General features: G+C 70.9%; 13 protein-coding genes. 5 read left to right on the forward strand and 8 right to left on the reverse strand.

The features are described 5' to 3' along the window. The 3 genes from ACWD3C_RS33540 to ACWD3C_RS33550 all read left to right on the forward strand — a co-directional run. Positions 1–1,279 (forward strand): sulfate adenylyltransferase subunit 1 (locus ACWD3C_RS33540; RefSeq protein WP_451149934.1); only part of this gene is annotated, 1,279 nt, incomplete at its 5' end. 219 nt (positions 1,280–1,498) lie between these two features. Next, entirely contained in the window at positions 1,499–2,374 is an 876-nt protein-coding gene (locus ACWD3C_RS33545; protein WP_451149935.1) for an ABC transporter permease, read from the forward strand. Positions 2,375–2,380: 6 nt separating this feature from the next. After that, positions 2,381–3,181: a sirohydrochlorin chelatase gene (locus tag ACWD3C_RS33550; RefSeq protein ID WP_451149936.1), complete on the forward strand. Its 801-nt coding sequence runs from the start codon at positions 2,381–2,383 to the stop codon at positions 3,179–3,181. A 26-nt stretch (positions 3,182–3,207) separates the two neighbouring features. On the opposite strand, the gene ACWD3C_RS33555 is transcribed toward ACWD3C_RS33550, so the two are convergent. Next, on the reverse strand, positions 3,208–3,756 hold the full coding sequence (locus tag ACWD3C_RS33555) for a DUF1697 domain-containing protein (protein WP_451149937.1): 549 nt from the start codon (positions 3,754–3,756) through the stop codon (positions 3,208–3,210). A 236-nt stretch (positions 3,757–3,992) separates the two neighbouring features. Here ACWD3C_RS33555 and ACWD3C_RS33560 point away from each other — a divergent pair, with 236 nt between their 5' ends. Continuing rightward, positions 3,993–6,260 (forward strand): MMPL family transporter, encoded by a 2,268-nt coding sequence (locus ACWD3C_RS33560; RefSeq protein WP_451149938.1) that lies wholly within the window; start codon positions 3,993–3,995, stop codon positions 6,258–6,260. Between the two features lie 160 nt (positions 6,261–6,420). Here the strand turns inward: ACWD3C_RS33560 and ACWD3C_RS33565 are convergent, their stop codons facing one another. The 7 genes from ACWD3C_RS33565 to ACWD3C_RS33595 form a co-directional block, all read right to left on the reverse strand. Continuing rightward, complete coding sequence (locus tag ACWD3C_RS33565) at positions 6,421–6,747, reverse strand: hypothetical protein (RefSeq protein ID WP_451149939.1); 327 nt, start codon at positions 6,745–6,747, stop codon at positions 6,421–6,423. 98 nt (positions 6,748–6,845) lie between these two features. Continuing rightward, on the reverse strand, positions 6,846–12,947 hold the full coding sequence (locus ACWD3C_RS33570; RefSeq protein WP_451149940.1) for a DNRLRE domain-containing protein: 6,102 nt from the start codon (positions 12,945–12,947) through the stop codon (positions 6,846–6,848). A 425-nt stretch (positions 12,948–13,372) separates the two neighbouring features. Beyond that, complete coding sequence (gene mgt / locus ACWD3C_RS33575) at positions 13,373–14,578, reverse strand: macrolide-inactivating glycosyltransferase (RefSeq protein WP_451149941.1); 1,206 nt, start codon at positions 14,576–14,578, stop codon at positions 13,373–13,375. A gap of 37 nt (positions 14,579–14,615) precedes the next feature. Continuing rightward, positions 14,616–15,401, reverse strand: a complete 786-nt coding sequence (erm, locus tag ACWD3C_RS33580) for an ErmE/ErmH/ErmO/ErmR family 23S rRNA (adenine(2058)-N(6))-methyltransferase (RefSeq protein ID WP_451149942.1) — start codon at positions 15,399–15,401, stop codon at positions 14,616–14,618. 358 nt (positions 15,402–15,759) lie between these two features. Next, positions 15,760–17,040 (reverse strand): ABC transporter substrate-binding protein, encoded by a 1,281-nt coding sequence (locus tag ACWD3C_RS33585; protein WP_451149943.1) that lies wholly within the window; start codon positions 17,038–17,040, stop codon positions 15,760–15,762. Next, on the reverse strand, positions 17,040–17,873 hold the full coding sequence (locus tag ACWD3C_RS33590; protein WP_451149944.1) for a carbohydrate ABC transporter permease: 834 nt from the start codon (positions 17,871–17,873) through the stop codon (positions 17,040–17,042). The genes ACWD3C_RS33585 and ACWD3C_RS33590 overlap by 1 nt, the downstream gene beginning before the upstream one ends. After that, positions 17,870–18,847, reverse strand: a complete 978-nt coding sequence (locus ACWD3C_RS33595; protein ID WP_451149945.1) for a carbohydrate ABC transporter permease — start codon at positions 18,845–18,847, stop codon at positions 17,870–17,872. Before ACWD3C_RS33595 ends, ACWD3C_RS33590 begins: the two co-directional genes overlap by 4 nt. Positions 18,848–19,072: 225 nt before the next feature. Here ACWD3C_RS33595 and ACWD3C_RS33600 point away from each other — a divergent pair, with 225 nt between their 5' ends. Continuing rightward, positions 19,073–19,924, forward strand: coding sequence for a phosphotransferase enzyme family protein (locus ACWD3C_RS33600; RefSeq protein ID WP_451149946.1), 852 nt, complete (start codon positions 19,073–19,075; stop codon positions 19,922–19,924). Positions 19,925–19,977 lie beyond the last annotated feature (53 nt).

The following is a 19,977-nucleotide window of genomic DNA, read 5'->3' on the forward strand; positions in this document are numbered from 1 at the left end:
CGCGGGCTCCGTCGACGACGGCAAGTCCACGCTCGTCGGCCGGCTGCTGCACGACTCCAAGTCGGTCCTCGCCGACCAGCTGGAAGCCGTGGAGCGCGTCTCCGCGAGCCGCGGCCAGGAGGGCCCGGACCTGGCGCTGCTGACCGACGGTCTGCGGGCCGAGCGGGAGCAGGGCATCACCATCGACGTGGCCTACCGCTACTTCGCCACCCCGCGCCGCCGGTTCATCCTCGCCGACACCCCCGGCCATGTGCAGTACACCCGCAACATGGTCACGGGTGCCTCCACGGCCGAGCTGACGGTGATCCTGGTCGACGCCCGCAACGGCGTCGTCGAGCAGACCCGCCGCCACGCCGCGATCGCCGCGCTGCTGCGGGTGCCGCACGTGGTCCTCGCCGTCAACAAGATGGACCTCGTCGGCTACGAGGAGACGGTGTTCGCCGGGATCGCCGAGGAGTTCTCGGCGTACGCGACCGAGCTGGGCGTCCCGGAGATCACCGCGATCCCGATCTCGGCGCTGGCCGGGGACAACGTGGTGGAGCCGTCCGCCAGCATGGACTGGTACGGCGGCCCGACGTTCCTGGAGCACCTGGAGACCGTGCCGGTCGCCCATGACCTGGCGCACTGCCACGCCCGGCTGCCCGTGCAGTACGTGATCCGTCCGCAGACCTCCGAGCTCCCCGACTACCGGGGGTACGCGGGCCAGATCGCCGCCGGCACCTTCCACGTAGGCGACCCGGTGACCGTGCTGCCCTCCGGCCGTACGTCGAAGGTCACCGGGATCGACCTGCTGGGCAAGGCGGTCGACGCGGCGTGGACCCCGCAGTCGGTGACCCTCCTGCTGGAGGACGACATCGACATCTCGCGCGGCGACCTGATCGTGCCGACCAAGGACGCGCCGTCGACCACGCAGGACGTCGAGGCGACGGTCTGCCACGTGGCCGACCAGCCCCTGACCGTGGGCCACCGCGTGCTGCTCAAGCACGGCACCCGCACGGTCAAGGCCATAGTGAAGGACATCCCGTCCCGGCTGACGCTCGACGACCTGTCCCTGCACCCGCACCCGGGACAGCTCGTCGCGAACGACATCGGCCGCGTGATGATCCGTACGGCGGAGCCGCTGCCGCTCGACTCCTACGCCGACTCCCGTCGTACCGGCTCGTTCATCCTGATCGACCCGGCGGACGGCACCACGCTCACCGCAGGCATGGTCGGCGAGTCCTTCGCCTCCCCGGAGCCGGTGAAGGACGAGGCCGAGGACGACGGGTGGGACTTCTGACATGAAGTCCACCGGCTTTTACGGGACGTTCGCCAAGGAGGGCGGCCGCGTCGGCAGCGGTGCCCTCGGCAGCGGACAGGGCGGAGTGGCTCGATGTGCGTGATGGCGTACACGCGCTGCCCGCGCACTCGTTCCCGTAAGAGACGAAGATCTGCCGAACTCCCGGTGGCATGACCTGTCAGGGCCGCGATCGCCGGGCCAACGAGAGGAACCCCTCCCGTGCCTGCCACATCAGCCCTCCGACGTACCCTCGCGGTGACAGCCGCGCTCCCCCTGGAGACCGTCCGGAGCGGGCGGCCCCCGTTCCGGCGGACTCTCGTCCGGAAGGTCCTGCCGCCGGTCGTCGCCGTCGCCCTCGTCCTGGTGGTCTGGCAGGCGCTGATCACCTTCGGCGCCGTCGACGACCCGGCCAGGCTGCCCGCGCCGTCCGACGTGTGGGGCGAGGTCCGCGAGGCCTGGTTGCGGGGCACGCTCCACGAGTACATCTGGACGAGCGTCGCGCGCGGTCTCCTCGGCTTCCTGCTGGCGCTGGCCATCGGCACGCCGCTGGGGCTGCTGGTGGCGCGGGTGAGGTTCGTACGGGCGGCCCTCGGCCCGGTCCTCTCCGGCCTGCGGTGGCTGCCGTCGGTGGCCTGGGTGCCGCCGGCCGTGATCTGGCTGGGCCTGAACGACCGGACGATGTTCGCGGTGATCCTGCTCGGCGCCGTACCGTCGATAGCCAACGGCCTGGTGTCCGGCGTGGACCAGGTACCGCCGCAGTTGCTGCGGGCGGGCCGCACCCGTGGCGCGACCGGCCTGCGCAGGACCTGGCACATCGTCCTGCCCGCCGCCCTGCCCGGCTACGTGGCGGGTCTGAAGCAGGGGTGGGCGTTCTCGTGGCTCGCGCTGATGGCGGCGGAGATCATCGCCTCGCACCCCGATCTCGGCGTCGGCCTCGGCCAGTTGCTGGTGAACGGCCACAACGCCGGCTCCATGTCCGTGGTGTTCCTCGCCGTCCTGCTCATCCTGACCGTCGGCATCGCCGTCGACCTGCTGATCTTCAGCCCGCTGGAGCGGCGGGTCCTGCGCGGCCGCGGTCTGCTGGTGAGGAGCTGAAGTCCCATGCGTCAGAATCCGGTTCTCCTCGTCATCGCCCACGGCAGCCGCGACCCGCGTCATGCCGCGACCGTGCACGCCCTTGTGCGGCGGGTGCGGGCCATGCGTCCCGGGCTGCGCGTGGAGACCGGCTTCCTGGACTTCAACATCCCCTCCGTACAAGGCGTGCTGGAGTCCCTGGCAGAGGAGGTGCGGCGCGAAGCGCCTCGTTGGAGGGGCGGTGGCGGGCGACGGGAGGGAGTGCGGGACGTGGTGGCGCTTCCGCTGCTTCTGACCCGTGCCTTCCATGCGAAGGCGGACATCCCGGCCGTGCTGCGCGAGGCGCCTTCCCGCCTGCGGATCCGCCAGGCGGAGGTCCTCGGCCCGTCGCCGCTGCTGCTCGCCGCCCTCGAACGGCGGCTGTACGAGGCGGGGTTGTCCCCCGCCGACAAGTCCTCGACCGGGGTCGTCCTGGCCTCGGCGGGGTCCACCGACCCGGAGGCGATCGCAGTGATCGCAGAAATCGCGCGGGAGTGGCGGCACACCGGTTGGTGCGCCGTGCGACCTGCGTTCGCCTCCGCCGGTTCTCCCGCGGGGTTCCCTCGCACCGAGGACGCCGTGCGCGAACTGCGCGCCCTCGGCTGCGAACGGGTGGCCGTGGCGCCGTACGTCCTGGCCCCCGGCTTCCTCCCCGACCGCATCGTGCGGGGCGCGGCCGGAGCGGACGTACTGGCGGAGGTGCTGGGGGCGGCGCCGGAGGTGGCGCGGGTGCTCCTTGAACGGTTCGACCGGGCGAGGGCACCGCGGCTGGCGGCCTTGGGCGCCTGAGCCGTACAGGCGTTCAGCACTTGGGGTCAGGCACCGGTCAGTTCCTCCAGCTTGACGACCGTGTTCCAGTTGCGGGTGGTGGCGATCAGCCCCTTCGTGAGGCGGGGCTTCGACAGGGCGTCGGCCAGTTGGGAGCGGCCGAGGCCTTCGGGGGCGTAGAGGTAGAGGGCTCGGTCCCCGATGCGGAACTCCTCGGGGAGGAAGGCGGGTTGGTCGAGGTCGGCGTAGCGGTCGGGGGTGGGCTGGGTCGACAGGTAGGTGACGTGGAGCTGCTTGGGCTGGAGTTCGGCGGCCGGGAAGGGGCAGGCCTCGCGTACGGCCCTGAGGTAGGCGTGGTCGCGGACGAGGACGTCGACGGTGAAGCCGAAGTGCTTCGCGATGGCCTGCCCGATCTCCTCGGCGAGGGAGTGCTCGTCGCCGCCGTCGGTGCTGAAGACCACGTTGCCGCTCTGGAGGTATGTGGCCACGTCGCCGTAACCGAGCCCTTGGAGCAGGGTGCGCAGTTCGGCCATCGGCACCTTCTTGCTGCCGCCCACGTTGATTCCACGCAGCAGCGCCGCGTACGTCGTCGTCATCCGCACACGATAGGGCGGCGCGCCCGCCCGATCCCTGATCCACGTCCCTGAGAACCGGAGGTACGTGTAGGGGGCCGCTGTCCTACCGGGTGGGGAGACGGGCAGGTCCGAACGGAGGAGCCGTACTCCGCAGGGTTCACCGGGCAGTACGACGAGATGCGTTTATCCGGCCCATACCTTCATTACGCAAGGTGGCGGCAGGGGGTCGTCACCGCTCACGAGGGGGCTTGCCCGTCATGGTGAACGGAGACACACGGGTGCGGGGAATCGCCGCCCGGGCCGGCGGCTGGAGCGCCCGCCATCGATGGGCGGCCATCGGGATCTGGGTACTGTTCGTCGTCCTGACGATGGGGATCGGCTCGGCGATGGGCACGGCCGAGGTCAAGGACAGCGATCAGATCTCGGGCGAGACCAGCACGGCCGCCCGGATCATCGAGGACGCGGGGATCGAGGAGCCCGCCGGCGAGACGGTCCTGATCCAGGGGAAGGACAGCGGCGTCAAGGCCACTGACGCCGAGTTCCGGGCCGCCGTCGACGCCGTCATGAAGGCCGTCGAGGGCACCGGCGAGGTCACGGGCATCTCGTCGCCGTACGACACGGACACGATCTCCGAGGACGGCCGCAGCGCGCTCGTACAGTTCGACGTGCGCGGCGAGTCGGAGACGGCGGGCGAGCGCATCGAGCCCGTGCTGAAGGCCGTCGAGGGTGTGCAGGGCGACTACGAGCAGCTGCGGATCGAGGAGATCGGCGGCGCCAGCATGATGAAGACGTTCGACGACGCCTTCGGTGACGACTTCCAGAAGGCCGAGTACTCCGCCCTGCCCGTGGCCCTCGGCATTCTGCTCATCGCTTTCGGCGCGCTGGTGGCGGCGCTGCTGCCGGTGGCACTGGCGGTCACCGCGATCATGGCGACGATGGGTCTGATGGCCATCGTCAGCCATGTGATCCCGATGAGCGACGCCGCCAGTTCGGTGATGCTGCTGGTCGGTCTGGCCGTCGGCGTCGACTACTGCCTGTTCTATCTGCGGCGCGAGCGCGAGGAGCGGGCGGCCGGGCGGGATGCGCAGACGGCCCTCCGGGTCGCTGCCGCGACCAGTGGCCGCGCGATCATCGTCTCCGGTGTCACGGTGTGTGTGGCGATGGCGGGCATGCTCTTCACCGGGCTCGCCGAGTTCGAGGGGATGGGCCTGGCCTCGCTGATCGTCGTGGCAGTCGCCATGGTCGGCTCGGTGACCGTGCTGCCTGCGCTGCTGTCGCTGCTCGGCGAGCGGGTCGAGAAGGGGCGCATCCCGTTCCTGCACCCGGACAAGCGGCGCAAGAACGGCAACGGGCGTGCCGGGAACGGCGAGAGCCGGTTCTGGAACGGCGTCCTGCGGGTCGTCCTCGCCAAGCCCGCCCTCGCGCTGGTGGTCGCGGCCGGTGCCCTGCTGGCCGTCGCGGCGCCCGCGCTCGGCATGAAGACGCAGAACCTCACCCTGGACCAGGAGTTCGGCGACTCACTGCCGATCGTGGGAACGTACAACCGGGTCAACGAGGCCTTCCCCGGCGGTTCCGAGCCGGCCGAGGTCGTCGTCAGGGCGGAGGACATCAACGCGGCCGACGTGCGGGCCGCGCTCGCCGACTTCCGTGAGCAGGCGGTCAGTTCGGGTGCCTCACGCGGCCCGGTCGACATGAAGGTGCACGACGAGCAGAACATCGCCTTCGTGTACGTGCCGCTGGTCGGCGGCTCCGATCTGGACAAGGCGGGCGAGAGCCTGGAGGTGCTGCGCGACAAGGTACGGCCGGACACGCTCGGCACGGTCGACGGCGTCGAGGCGCCGATCACCGGACAGGTCGCGGGCTCGAAGGACTTCAACGACCAACTGGCCGGCGCGGTGACCCCCGTCTTCGTCTTCGTCGTGGTCTTCGCCTTCCTGCTGATGCTGCTGTCGTTCCGCTCGCTGACCATCGCGATCACGTCGATCGTGCTGAACCTGCTGTCGGTCGGCGCGGCGTACGGCATCCTCGTCGCCGTCTTCCAGCACGGCTGGGGTGCCTCGCTGGTGGGTGCGGTGGGCGTCGGCGCCATCATCAGCTGGCTGCCGCTGTTCCTGTTCGTGATCCTGTTCGGCCTGTCGATGGACTACCACGTGTTCGTGGTCTCGCGGATCCGTGAGGCGCGGCTGCGCGGCCGTACGACGAAGGAGGCGATCCGGCACGGCGTGGTCACCACGGCCGGGGTCGTCACCAGTGCCGCCGTCATCATGGTCGCCGTGTTCGCGATCTTCGGGACGCTGTCGATGCAGTCCATGAAGCAGATGGGTGTCGGCCTCGCGGCCGCCGTGCTCATCGACGCCACGATCATCCGGGGCGTACTGCTCCCGGCGGCCATGGCCCTGCTCGGCGAGCGCAACTGGTACCTGCCGAAGTGGCTGAACCGCCTGCCGGACCTCACGCACGACGAGTCCGTTCCCGTCGCCTCGTCGTCTCCGCCGGCGGTGGAGGGCGAGAAGGTCGGGGTCTGAGAGGTTCTCGTCGGTACGTCAGTACGTCGGTGCGCACGACGAGGCGGCGGGCCGACAGTGTCGGCAGACCCGGTGAGGGCCCGGATCCGTGTGGATCCGGGCCATCGCGGGGTGTCCGTATGTCCGTACTACGAGGCTGCGGCTACGCCTTGTCCTTCCGTCAGAACCGGACGCACGCCACCACCGCGGCCAGCCCCGCGGAGGAGGCGGCGGCCGCCCAGAACCATGCCCCGGTGCCGTGTTCGAGATTCTCGCGGTCCGCGCCGAGGTTCCGGGCGAGCCGTTCCGCCATGGGGGCGATGCCTAGGGCCACGAAGACCTTCACGATGGTCGACATCAGGCCGTCGTACGCGTCGTCATACAGGAGCACGGCGGCGATGAATCCCACGGAAACGGCGGATTCCAGTTTCCACGACTTGCTGTGCCGCATCACCGTGAGCGCCTGGGCAGCCATCACGACCACCAATACCGACTGCAGGAATATCATGAGCGTCCACTTTTCCGGTCTTCCGGTATTCCGGGTCTCGTCACGGGGAGCCGGGGCGACCGCACTGGTCGCCCCGGCTGCCCTGCTTCCCTATTGCTTCACTTCTTCCAGCGCTTCACCTGGATGCGGGGATAGACGATCCACGACCATCTGTCGTTCTGCCAGATCCCGGCCCTGATCTTGACTCCCTTGCTCTTCGGCATCGCGTTCTTCACCTGGATCTCCGTCGCCAGCCAGCGCAGGCCGCCGCCGATCCCCTCCAGCGCGAGTCCGATGACACGGCTCCAGAAGGTCGGGATCGTGATACCGATCCGGCCGAAGGAGGAAACCAGCCGGGCGCCGGCCTTCAGCGCCTTGGCGAGCTTCTTCGCCTTCTTCTTCTTGACCTTCCACTCCTTCATCTTCTTCCACTTGCGCCCGTCCAGGTCATACCCGTTGACCGGGTCGCTGGGGTACGCGTAGGCACTCGGGGAACCGTCCGCGATCGGGTCGGTCTGGAGGAAGCGGCCGGTGGTCGCGTCGTAGAGCCGGATGCCCATCAGGGTCAGGCCGCTGACCGTGGCGGACGACCGCTGGTAGCCGCCCGTCCAGCCGTAGGTGACGGCGGCGGTCTCCGCGAGGCGGTTGCCGTACTCGTCGAAGCGCTGGACGGTGGCTGCCGCCGAGGTGTCCGCCGGGAGCTGGACGGCGACGTCGCCGTGCAGGTTGGTCAGCTGGAGCACCACGTCGCCGTTGGCGGAGGTGGTGGCGGTCAGCTGGCCGGTGAGGTCGCGGACCTCGCGGGTGACGGCGCCGTTGCCGTCCACGGCCCAGGCGGGGGTGTCGCCGTCGTCGCCGTAGTGGCTGGTCCGGGTCTTGGTGGTGGCCCAGGTGCCGTCGGTCAAGGTCTCGGCCCGGACGGACGCGAGGCGGCCCGCCGCGTCGAGGGTCCAGGTCTGCCGCCGGCCGCCGAGGGTCTCGGAGCGGACCAGGTCGTTGGTGTAGTACGACAGTTCGGTGTCACCGTTGGTGGTGGTGCGGCCGAAGGCGTCGTAGGAGCGGCCGTCGCCGGTCAGGCGGTCGGCGGCGTCGTAGGTGTAGGAGACCGTGCTGCTGGTGGCGTCGTCGGTGGCGCTGTCGCAGTCGTCCGACGTCGTGGTGAGCCCGGTGCGGTTGTCGTTGCGGTCGAAGGTGTAGGCGCGGGTGACGCAGCTGGTGTCGTTGTTGTCGGTCGCGGTGGTCAGGCGACCGGTGGCGTCGTAGCCGTAGTCGCTGGTGGTGCTGGTGCCGTCGGTCTGGGTGTGACCGGCGCGCTGGCCGTGGACGGTGTAGGCGGCGGTGTCCGACAGCAGGGTGGTGCCGTCCGACTGCGTGTACTCCCGGCTCGTCCGGTTCCCGGCCGGGTCGGTGGACACGGTCAGCGTCCGGTCGCCGGGCAGGGTCTCGGTCAGCAGGGTGCCGTCCACGTCGTAGGTGGCGGTGAAGGTGCCCGCGACGGAGTCCGTCAGCGTGCTGACACGGTCCGCGCTGTCGTAGCCGAACGTGGCGCTGGACGGGGCCGAGTCGGCGGTCCGCACGACCCGGTCCAGGATGTCGTACGCCGTCGTGGTGGTGTTGCCCGCGCCGTCGTCGTACGAGGTGACGCGGCCCAGCTTGTCGTACCCGTACGTGATGGTCCGGCCGCCCGAGGCGATCGTGGCGACCCGGCCGTTGGCGGTGTAGGTGTAGGTGGTTGCGGGGGTCTCCTGTCCGGTGCCGCCGGTGACCGCGGTACTGGTGACGCGGCCGGCGTCGTCGACGGTCATGGTGGTGGTGCGGGTGGTGCCGTTGGCGGTTTCGGTCCGCGTCGCGGGCTGGCCCCACCAGTCGTAGGTGTAGACGGTGGTGACCAGCTCTGACGGGTTGTCACCGCTGACCGTCCCCGCCGGGGCGGTACGGCAGACCAGGCCCTCCCACTCCGGGCGTCCGGCGCACGTGCCGGTGCCGGACGCGGTGTAGTAGGTGGTCGTCATGGTTCCCGCGTCGGAACCGTCGGACGCGGCACGCCGCTCCCTGACCACCCGGCCGGCCTCGTCATAGGCGGTGCGGGTGGTGATGCCCAGGCCGCCCGGGTCCTCGGTGAAGCTGGTCTCCAGGCCGGTGGCCCAGTCGTACCCGGTCGCCGTGGTGCGGGTGTCGGCGTCGGCCGGGTAGCCCTCGACGGCGGCGCCCACCGTGGTGGACGTGACCTGGTCGGAGACGGCCGCGGTGCTGGGCCGGTCCTCGTCGTAGGCGTACGAGGTGTGCTGCCGGGCGGGGACGACGGTGCCGGCCGGGAGGGTCGCCTCCGTGCTTGTCCCCGCCAGGCCGGAGGCGAGGGTGACGAGGGCGAGCGGGCCGTACTCGTCGGTGACCCGCGTACCGTCCGCCGAGTACACCGTCGTGCTCGACAGCCGCTCGGCGCGCTCGGCCGTGGACAGCCCGTCGATGCCCAGCTCGGCCAGTGTGTCCGAGGAGCCGAGCGCGAGCTCGCGGTTGGCGGCGGTCAGCTCGCGGACCGTGTTGCCGGCGTCGTCGTACTTGGTCGTGGTGATGCCGCCGCCCGGCGAGGCGGTGTTGGTCTCCTCTCCGCCCGCGCCGATGTAGGTGACGGTGGCCCGGCCGTAGGCGTCGGCGGCCAGGTCGGCACCGGTGCTGGAGGCCGGGACGCGGTCGGCCGGGAAGACGGCGGTGGCGTCCGCGGGCGCCGTGTCCTGGCCCCAGGTGGCGACCGTGTCCGCGTCCATCCGGTACGGGGCGGCGCCACCGGACAGCGGCACGTCGTAGACCACGGTGGTGGCCGCGGTGCCGTCGGTCTCGGTGTCCGAGCCCTGCTTCAGGGCCGGGCGGGACGCGCTGAGCAGCATGCCCTCGCCGGCGCCGGCGGCCGATCCGGCCCTGCCGTAGTCGAAGTTCCAGGCCAGTTCGTTCTTGGCGTGGTACCAGAAGACCCGGTTGGCGCTGTCGTAGGAGTACTGGGTCTGGGTGGCCTGCGACAGGTTGGGGTTCCACTGCTGGCGCAGCCGGCCCGCCGCGTCGTAGCGGTAGGTCGCGACGGCCCGGGACGTCGCCGACGAGGCGCCGGGCTCGGTGGACCACTGGCGGATCGCCTTGACCCGGCCCGTGTAGTCGCCGAAGTCGGCGGCGGTGGAGTAGCCGGTGGCGGTGGTGGAGGTCGCGTAGACGAACTCCAGCATCCGGCATCCGGCCGTGGACGGGGTGGCCCGGCAGGCCGCCGCCGGAACGGCGCCGGTCGGCGTGATCACGTACGTGGGCCGGGCCAGGGCCTTGCCGTCCTCGGTGACGGTCTCGGAGACCACGGTGACCGTGGAATTGTCGACGGCCGCCTTGGCGGACGACAGGGTCCAGGTGGTGGCGTCCGTACCGGCCTTGGTGAACACCGAGGTGTCGGCCTCGGTGTCGGTGAGGGTGAAGGTGTCACCGGAGAGCGTGCCGGTGAGCGTCAGCGACTCGGCGCCGGTCTCGGGCTGCCAGCCGCCGTCGCTGGTGGCGGTGAAGGCGACGGACGAGCCGTCGGCACCGAGCACCTCGACCGAGGTGCCGGAGGTCCGGCGGACCTGGAGGTAGTCGCCGCCGGTGGTGTCCGCGACGACCGACGAGACCCAGCCGGGGCCGAAGATCTGCGCCTGGCCCTCGCTCTCGGCGTCGCGGGCCCGGGAGGAGGTGGTGCGCGTCACCGAGGCCGAGAAGGCGTCGGCGTCGGTCTCGGTGATCGTGTAGTCGCCGGTGAGCAGGTTGACCGTGCCCGGTCCGACCGTACTGGTGGGCGCGTTGCCCGCGTCGCGGTCGAGGGTGACGGTCACGGTCTGGGAGTAGCCGGTGGCGGTGCCGCCGGTGAAGGCGGCGCGCAGGTCCAGGGCGCCGTCCTCGTCGAGGGTGTCGGTGACGTTCCACACCAGCTTGTCGGCCACGCCGTCGGTCACGGCGGCGGGCCAGGCGTCGGCGGTGGTGTCGCCGGCCGGGACGGTGTGCCAGGCGTCGGTCTCACCGCGCCGGTACTGCCAGGTCACCCCGGTGTACGAGGACTGGCCGCGGGCCGCCAGCGTCAGCCGCCGGGCGGTGTCGGCCCCGTCCGCCGGGGCGGTGATCGCGGCGCCGTCCGCGCCGACGCCGAAGCGGTACGCGGTGGTCGCCGTGGACAGGTTGCCACCCGAGTCGACAGTGCGGGCGTACAGCGTGTGCCAGCCGTCCGCCGGGTCGATGCCGATGGTCAGCTCGTCGCCGCCGGTGCCGTTGGTGGTGTCCAGCTTCTTGTTCGGCACGTCCGCGTCGTCCAGGCCCCAGTGGTACCCGGCGCCGTCGGACGAGGAGGTGTCCAGCGTGCAGGTCACCGCGTCGGCGGCCTTGGCCGTCCAGGTGTCCTGCCCGTACGTGTCACAGGCGATCGTGGGCGCGGCGGGCTTGGCGGTGTTCATGACGAAGGTCGTGTAGCCCGTCCAGGCGCCGTAGTCCGTCCCGTCGTACGCCCGGACCCGGTACCGCAGGTGCTTGCCCGCGGGCAGTTCGCTGCCCTCGGGGATCTTCAGGCTCGCGGTCTGGCCGGAGGCCACGTAGGAGGTGGACTTGGTGTACGAGAAGCCGTCCGCGTCCGCGTACGCCGGGTCCTCGGTGATCTCGAACTGGGCCCGCGCCGTGGAGCCGTCCGCGTCCGTCACCGTCGCCGACAGCGTCGGCCGCAGCGACGTCACGTACCGCTTGCCGTTGTAGGCGTTCACGGCGGAGGGCGAGATCGCGCGGGAGGCCGGGGTGGCCGGGTAGGAGTTGTACGTCACCGTCAGGTGCGGCTCCGTCGAGCCGTTGCCGGAGACGTAGTTCGCCGACCGGAACCGACGCCAGGTCATGCTGTCGGTCTCGCTGGCGCCGCGCACCTGGATGCCGTGGTTGGTGGCGCCGCCGGCCCACGCCTGGACGATGGCGTCGATGTCGAAGTTCATCGTCCCGGCCGGGCAGGCGTCCGAGTAGCCCATGGCCGCGGTGTTCGTCACGGCGCCGGTGGTCGTGGTCGACGGCTGGTCGCCCCAGGTCACCGTCGACGACGACCAGGAAGAGGTGATCCGCCGCACCTGCGTGCCCGCACCGGCGGTCGAGCAGGTTGAGGACCAGTACGAGTACAGGGCCAGGTTCGTGTCGGTGATGTGCTTGCCCTTGAACGCCGACACGTCGAACTTCAGGTACGACCGCGCCTTGGTCGTACCGGCGTCGTAGGTCCCGGACTTGAGCTCGGTGGACGAGACCTGCGAGTCGGGGTAGTTGGTCGCGACCCAGGTGTCGGTGGTGACCGCGAGCGTCGAGGTCGGGTCGACGGTGACCGGGTAGGTCAGGTCCTGCTCGAAGTAGGCCGGGTCCGGGGTGAGGACAAGCGTCTGCGAGCCGTCCTTGCCGGTCTCGATCTCCGTGTCGACGGGGGCGAGGTGCTTCGACTCGCCGGACCGCTTGTCGACGGACGCGTCCCACATCATCGGCGCCGGAGCCTCGGCCACCAGCTTGCCGCTGCCGTCCTTCAGCAGCAGGTGCCCGGAGGGGGCCTCGGAGAGCTTCAGCCCGTCGAGGTGGACCGGGATCCGGTAGACCGGCGCGCTGTCGGGCGCCTTCGCGAGGATCACGTACTGCGAGAAGCCCTGCGAGAGCGCGGTGACGGTCAGGGTCTCGCCGTCACCGAGGTCGTACGAGGCGGTGTCGCCCTTGGCCTTCGGCTCGGGGAGCTTCTCCGCCCACCCCAGCCCGAAGGACTTGCCCCCCTTGGTGACCGACGCCAGCTCCCGGTCACCGCCGTCCGAGATCTCGATGTCGGCCACCGCGGTCCCCGGCTCCAGCGCCGCCCCGGTGTCCGTCAGCGAGGTGTCGATGTCCCGCCATGTCCCGTCCCGCTCGACGCGTACGGGCGCGGCGTGGACGGTGGTCTGGAGCTGCCCGTTCGGCAGCGCGTAGGTCGTGGTCGACTCCGTACGCGCCGACAGCACCTCGATCTTCCGGTTCGTCATCCGGGCCATCAGCAGCGCCGCGGACTCGGTGTCGGCGGACGTGGCCGTCGGCTTGGCGGTCTTGGCCCGAGTGGTGGTGGTCGTGGTGGTGGTCGTGGTGGATGACGCGAACGCCTGTCCTGTCGTCAACGACACCACGGCGGTCTCGGCCGCCAGTGCGAGCGCCAGCACCCAGGCCGTGCGTCTCAGCACGTGTCTCATCTCTGCCCCCTCTTGTGAAAGGAGTCCAGAGATTATGAGTATTTCGAGAAAGGGGAATGGCTGGTACGGACCTTGCGTCAGCTCAGTTTTCCCTCAAGTGACTTGCCATCCGACAGGGCGACTTGACGGGGCACCCCGAAAGTTGTGAGCGAACCAGGCGCCTGCCGTGCGCGAAAAGGACATCAGTCGCAGACAGATCCCTCACATGTAAGGAAGGAGGCGAAAGGAATGGCTTATTCCGTAAAAATTTTACCAAGATCCGTTATGGAATCGTGATCGACCGCGGCGGCATCAAGCGGCATCAAGAGTCAGTCCCCAACGGATGGTCGTCGATATCGAGACGACGCGCGCGACAGCGTGCAGTCCGCCCGACGCGGACGTGCCCCGACCCTGCGGGCGGAGCACGTCCGCGCCGGGCGGTGTCCTCACCGCCGATCCGGGGCCGCCGCCTCCAGTTCCGCCTCGATGAGGTCGGCCGCCCGTCGCGTGCCGCCTTCCTGCGCCATCTGCTCCTGGATCTCCCGCAGTCGACGTGCGACCTCGGGATCACCGGCGAGCGACAGGACCGCCTTCCGCAGCGTCCCGGCGGTCGCCTCCTCCATCGGCACGTGACGGGCGACACCGAGGGCCTGGAGCATGTCCGCGTTGCCGAACTGGTCGACAGCCTGGGGTACGGCGGCCATGGGCGTCGCGGTGGCGAGTCCCTCCTGACTGCCGCCCGCTCCGGCGTGCGTGATGAAGGCGTCGGCCTGCCGCAGTACCGCCAACTGCGGTACCCAGTCCCGCACTTCCACGTTCCCCGGGACGTTCCCGAGTTCGGCCGGGTCGACGTGCCTGCCGATCTGGAGCACGACGTGCCAGCCGGGCAGGTCACCGAAGGCCTTGACGCACTCGCGGTAGAAGTCGGGCTGCTTGGTGAAGGCCGAGCCCAGCGAGACGAGGAGGACCTTCTCCGCGTCCGCCGGCCGCTGCCAGTCGCCCTGTGCCGCTCGGTCGCCCTGGCAGGCGCCGACGAAGCTGTGCACGCTCTCGTCGACCCGGTCGGCGTTCGGCTGGAGCGCCTTGGGGATCAGGACGATGGAGCGGGCGGGGCGGCCGACGAACGGGTCGGGGTGCTGGGTGATCCCGTTCTCCTCCAGCCAGGCGTGGAAGCGGGCGTAGTACGCCTTTCCGCGCTCGGTCTTCCTGGGCTCCGCCCACGTCGGCTCGCCGACCTCCTCCTCGTAGCCGTCCCAGGCGACGAGGTTCGGTGAAAGCGAGATGGCGGGGACGCCCCAGCGGTGGGCGAGGACGCGGGCCGGGTACGAGGTGATGTCGTGCAGCACGAGGTCCGGCTCGTCACCCTCGTACACCTTGATGAGCTGCGGCAAGGCCTGGATCGCGTCGTGCAGGAAGGGCTCCACGTTGTCCAGCAGCGTGGTCCCCCACGCCTCCGGGTCGGCGTCGGGGCCCGGCAGCGTCGAGTGCCACAGCTTGGGCTCCGCGCCGGTCTCGGCGACCTTCTCCGCGAGCGCGGGCGGGATCGCGTACGTCACCCGGTGGCCGCGGGCCACCAACTCGCGGATCACTTCGAGGCTGGGGTTCACGTGGCCGTGGGCGGCGATGGAGAACATGGCGATGTGGGAGGTCATGACGCGACCATAGACGAGACGAGACGTATCGTGCAACTTACTTTCCTTCCGTGAGGACCCGGTGCAGCCTGAGCCACTGATCGGGGGTGGCGGCGCCGACGAGCGCGCGTGGGTCGAGACCGGCGTCGCGGAACGCGGCGTCCACGCTTCGGCGCGGATGGGCCCGGCGCAGCGACGCGTGCAGCGAGCCGCCCGCCCCGGAGAAGCCCAGCTCCACCAGACCCCGCCAGCCGCGGTACGCCGCCGGGCCGAGGAGCGCCGTGCGACGCCGCTCGACCCGGATGATCCCGGCGTCCACGCGCGGCACCGGCCGGAAGCGGCGGCGGTCGACGCGCCCGAGGAACCGCCACTCGTAGCGCGGCCAGGTGCGGATGGTCAGCAGACTCCAACTCCCGTAGTTCCCGGTGCGCTTGCGCGCGTATTCGAGCTGGGTGAGGAAGGTGGCGTCGGTCAGTTCCGCGGCGCGCAGACACCAGTCGACGACGGCCGCGGTCCGGGAGAAGGGCACGTTTCCGGCGACCGAGAAGGGAGTGCCCGGGGGCCGGACGGTGAGGAAGTCGGCGTGCACGACCCGGACTTGGGGCCGGTCGGCGCAGCGGGAGCGGAGACCGGGTACGAGTCCCGGATCGATTTCGTAGGCGCGCAGCTCCCGGCAGCGGGGAGCGAGCGCGGTCGTCAACGCGCCTTTTCCCGCGCCCACTTCGAGCAGCAGCGGGGCCTGTCGCTGGTGCGGGACGGCGAGACAGGCGATGCGTTCGGCGGTCGCGCGATCGGCCAGGAAGTTCTGCGAGAGCGCGCGGGAAACGTGTGTGGGGCGGGCCATGGCCTGCGGTCCTTGTCGTCCGTGAAGGGCCCTTCCGCGAACGGCAGAAGGGCATGAGGGCAGACGAAGGCCCCGACCGGAGACAGGAGAAGAACGCACACGTTCGCGGGCACGCGTCAGAGGCGTGCCCGTTTCAGGGCGTACGTGAAGGGGATGCCGCCACGGTCGAACCGTCAGCGGGCGTTGCTCCCCGGGCCGGTCAGGGCACCGGGGCCGCGACGCATCCGGATGGAGTACGTGCAGGCCCGGCCGAGACCGGAGCTGTAGATCGCGTTGATTCCCACGGACGCCACGCTAGGCGGGCCCGGACGAGGGGACAACCGGTTTTCCGCCCGGCCGGAAGCCGCGGACGGGCCCTTCAGCGCTGATAGCGAGCGAGAACCAGATTGCCGTCCTCCACCAGCCGTTCGCGCAGTTCGTCGAGGTCGATCGCCCCGCTGTAGTACTCCTGGAACGCGGGTGTGGCGACCTTGTCCTTCCACTCCGGGTAGCCGCGTACGGACTGGGCGGGGGCGGAGCGGAGGTGCTCGGCGAGGGCGGTGCCGATCGCCCAGTCGTCCTTCGCCGTCCGCAGGGCCGGGTCCTTCAGCGCCTCCGTACCGGTGGGCAGCATCCAGTCCCCGAGGGCGAGGCGGACCATGTTCGCGGGCCGGAGGAGGAAGTCGACGAACTCGGCGGCCTCCGCCTTGTGCGGGCTGTCCTCGGCGATGGACAGGGCCTGCGGGCTGACACCCTGGGTCAGCCCGTCGGCGCCGGCCGGCGCGGGCAGCACCCGCCACTCGAAGCCCTCGGGCGCCTGCTGCGCGATCTGCTGACGGTACGAGAAGCCGAGCGGGACCATCGCGTACCGGCCGCCGAAGAACCCGGGCAGCGTGTCGGAGCCGCCCATGCCGAGCGTGCTGCCGGACGCGCTCCGGTCGGTGTTCACCTGGTCGTGCACGGTCCTCGGCATGACCTCGTCGTCGGCGCCGAAGCGAATCTCCACCTTGTCGTCCTCGCCCCGGTGGAACACCTGCCCGCCGGAGGAGAGGGAGAGGTTGAGGGTGGCCGAGACCGGGTCCTTGAGCGGCCAGGCCACGCCGTACTTGCCATCACCGCTCAACTCCCTTGCCACGGACCGGAACTCGTCCCATGTCCAGGGCTCCTCGGGGGTCGGCACGCGCACCCCCGACTCCTCGATCCAGGTCGCGTTGGCAATCAGGACGCGCGGCTCCTGGAGGAACGGCACGCCGTAGACCCCCTCCCCGAAGGTCACCGTCTCCCAACTGCGCTGCGGTATGTCGGACGTGAGCCGCTCGGGCAGCAGCTCGCGCAGGTCGGCGAGATAGCCGCCGTACGCGAAGTCCGCGAGGTCGTCCGAGGCGTCGTGGATGATGTCGGGCGCCTCACCGCCCTCGAAGGAGGTGAGCAGCTGGTCGTGGACGCTGTCCCAACTCCCCTGCACGTACTCGACCTTGACGTCGGGGTGAGTGGCGTTCCACTCCTCCACCAGCTCCTTGTTGACCTCGACGGACTCCTCCTGCCAGGCGAGGGACTGGAAGCGGAGGGTGATCCGGCCGTCGTCGGATTCCCTGCCGCCGCCGGTGCAGCCGGTGGCCAGCACGCACAGGACCAGCGCCAGGAGCCGCCTCGTACGCATCAGCTCTTCACCGCCCCGGCCAGCATCCCGCCCGTGATCCGCCGCTGGATGATCGCGAAGATGACCAGGGAGGGGAGCGTCGCGAGGAAGGCCGCGGCGGCCAGCGGGCCGAGGTCCACGGCACCCTCCGCGCCGATGAAGTGGGTGAGGACGACCGGCAGGGTCTGTTTCTCCGGGGTCTTGAGCAGAACCAGCGCGAAGAAGAACTCGTTCCACGCGGTGATGAACGCGAACAGCGCCGTCGCCACGATCCCCGGCGCGAGCAGCGGCGCGGTCACCGACACGAGTGTCCGCAGCCGCCCCGCCCCGTCGACCGCCGCCGCCTCCTCCAACTCGGCGGGCACGGCCCGTACGTATCCGACGAGCATCCACAGCGCGAACGGCAGCGCCCACACGACGTACACCATCACCAGCCCCGGGACGGAATTGATCAGCCGGAGGTTCTTCAGCACCAGGAACAGCGGGATGATCACCAGCACGAACGGGAACGCCTGGCTGACCACCACCCACCCCGTGGCCGCCCGCGCGAGCAGCGTGCGGTGCCGGGCCATGACGTACGCCATCGGGGTCGCGATCAGTACGGCCACGACCGCCGTGCCGAGCGCCGCGGCCAGGGAGTTGAGGGCCGCCTCCAGCAGCGGCTGCTCGTCGAAGGCCTGGCGGAAGTTGGCGAGGGTGGGGTCCTCGGGGATCCAGGTCGGGTGCAGACTGCCCAGCTCGCGCGGGGGTTTGAAGGAGGTCGAGATCAGCCAGAGGAAGGGGAAGGCGAGGAAGACGAGGTACGCGAGGAGGGCGACGTACTGCCCCGCGCGGGCCCCTTTGCCGGTCTTCACGTGTCCTCGCCTCCCCTCAGCCGGCCGACCAGATGGAGGGCGAGGACCACCGCGATCACCGCGACCATCACACACCCCATCGCCGCCGCGTACCCGAACTGCCCGTAGCGGAAGGCCTCTTCGTACGCGAAGAGCATGGGCAGGCGGGTACGGCCGCCCGGGCCGCCGCTGGTCAGGACGTACACCAGGGCGAACGAGTTGAAGTTCCAGATGAGGTTGAGCGCCGTGATCGCGAGCGCGACCGGGCGGAGGGCGGGCCAGGTGACCGTGCGGAAGCGCCGCCAGGCACCGGCGCCGTCCATCGCGGCGGCCTCGTGGAGTTCGCGCGGGGTGTTCTGCAGGCCGGCGAGGAGGGCCACGGTGGTCGTCGGCATGCCCGCCCAGACGCCGACGACGATCACCGCGGGCAGGGCGGTGGCGAGCCCGCTCAGCCAGTCGCGGCCGTCGCCGAGGCCGAGGTCGCGGAGGGTCTCGTTGAGGACACCCGCGTCGGGGTGGTAGACGAGCCGCCACATGACGCCGACGACGACCTCCGGCATCGCCCACGGGACGATCGCGAGGGCCCGCGCCAGCCAGCGCAGGCGCAGGTCCTGGTTGAGCAGGAGCGCGAGGCCGAGCGCGAGCAGGAACTGCGGCACGGTCACCCCGACCGCCCACACCAGACCGATGCGGAACGACTCCCAGAACAGCGTGTCCTGCGCCAGATCACGGAAGTTGAGCGTCCCGATCCACTGTGTGGGCGCGGTCCGGCCCGACTGGGAGTCGGTGAACGCCAGCGCGATCCCGTAGAGCAGCGGTCCGACGCTGAGGACGAGGATCGGGATCAGCGCGGGCAGGACGAGGAACCAGGGGCCGTGGTCGACGGCCCGGCGCTCCCGGCCCGCACCCGGCGGACGACGCTTCGCCAGTCGCGGTCTTGGTCGCGGTCGCGATCGCCGTCGTGGTCGCCTCGTCGTCGAGGTCGCCGGTGTCACGGAAACTGCTCCTTTGGGCGGCTCCTGACGTTCTGGCCGCCCGAGCGGCCTCCGTCATGGTGCTGAGGGAGCGTCAGGTCGTCAAGACACCGCGCACACGGTCCGACCTGTGCGAATGCGACACTGGCGGGTGATTGGCGGGAACACGACGGTCCGTACGGGTGGGACTTCCGTACGGGCGTACGGACGCACGGGTGCACGGGTGCGCGAAGACGGAGGGGACGGATGGACGAGGCACGGGCGCGGGACGTACTCGCCGGGGCCGGGCTCGGGCGGGACGCGGAGCTGCTCGCGCTGGGCGAGAACGCGGTGTTCGGAGCCGGTGACCTGGTCGTCAAGGTGGGCCGCGACGCCGAACTCCTCGACCGTGCCCGCCGTGAGCTGGACATCGCCCTCTGGCTCGCCGAGGCGGCGGTCCCCGCGGTGCGGGCGGCCGAGCCGAAGCCGCTGCTGGTGGAGGGGCACCCGGTGACGGTGTGGCACCGGCTGCCCGATCCGGTACGCCCCGCCGAGCCCAGGGATCTGGCCGAACTGCTGCGGGTGGTGCACGCCCTGCCCGCTCCGCCCTTCGCGCTGCCGCGCCGCGAACTGCTCGGTGGCGTGGAGCGCTGGCTGCGCCTCGCGGGCGACGCGATCGACCCGGCGGACGCGGACTATCTGCGTGAGCGCCGCGACGGCTTCGCCTCGGCCGCCGCCGGGCTCGTCCCGCAGCTGCCGCCGGGCCCGATCCACGGCGACGCGCTGCCCCGCAATGTGCACGTCGGCCCCGGCGGTCCCGTCCTGGTCGACCTGGAGACCTTCTCCTCCGACCTGCGCGAGCACGACCTCGTGGTCATGGCCCTGGCCCGTGACCGCTACGGGCTCCCGGCCGAGGCGTACCGCTCCTTCACGGCCACGTACGGCTGGGATGTGCGCGAGTGGACGGGTTGCCCGGTGCTGCGGGGCGCCCGCGAGACGGCCGGCTGCGCCTGGGTCGCCCAGCACGCGCCGAGCAACCCCAGGGCCCTCGCCGAGTTCGAACGCCGGGTGGCTTCCCTGCGGGACGGGGACAAGACGGTGCGCTGGTATCCGTTCTGAGGCCAGGGGTTCTGCGGCCTGGTTTCCGAGGCCCGGCGTTCTGCGGCCTGCTG

This window comes from Streptomyces sp. NPDC002845, from assembly GCF_053591955.1.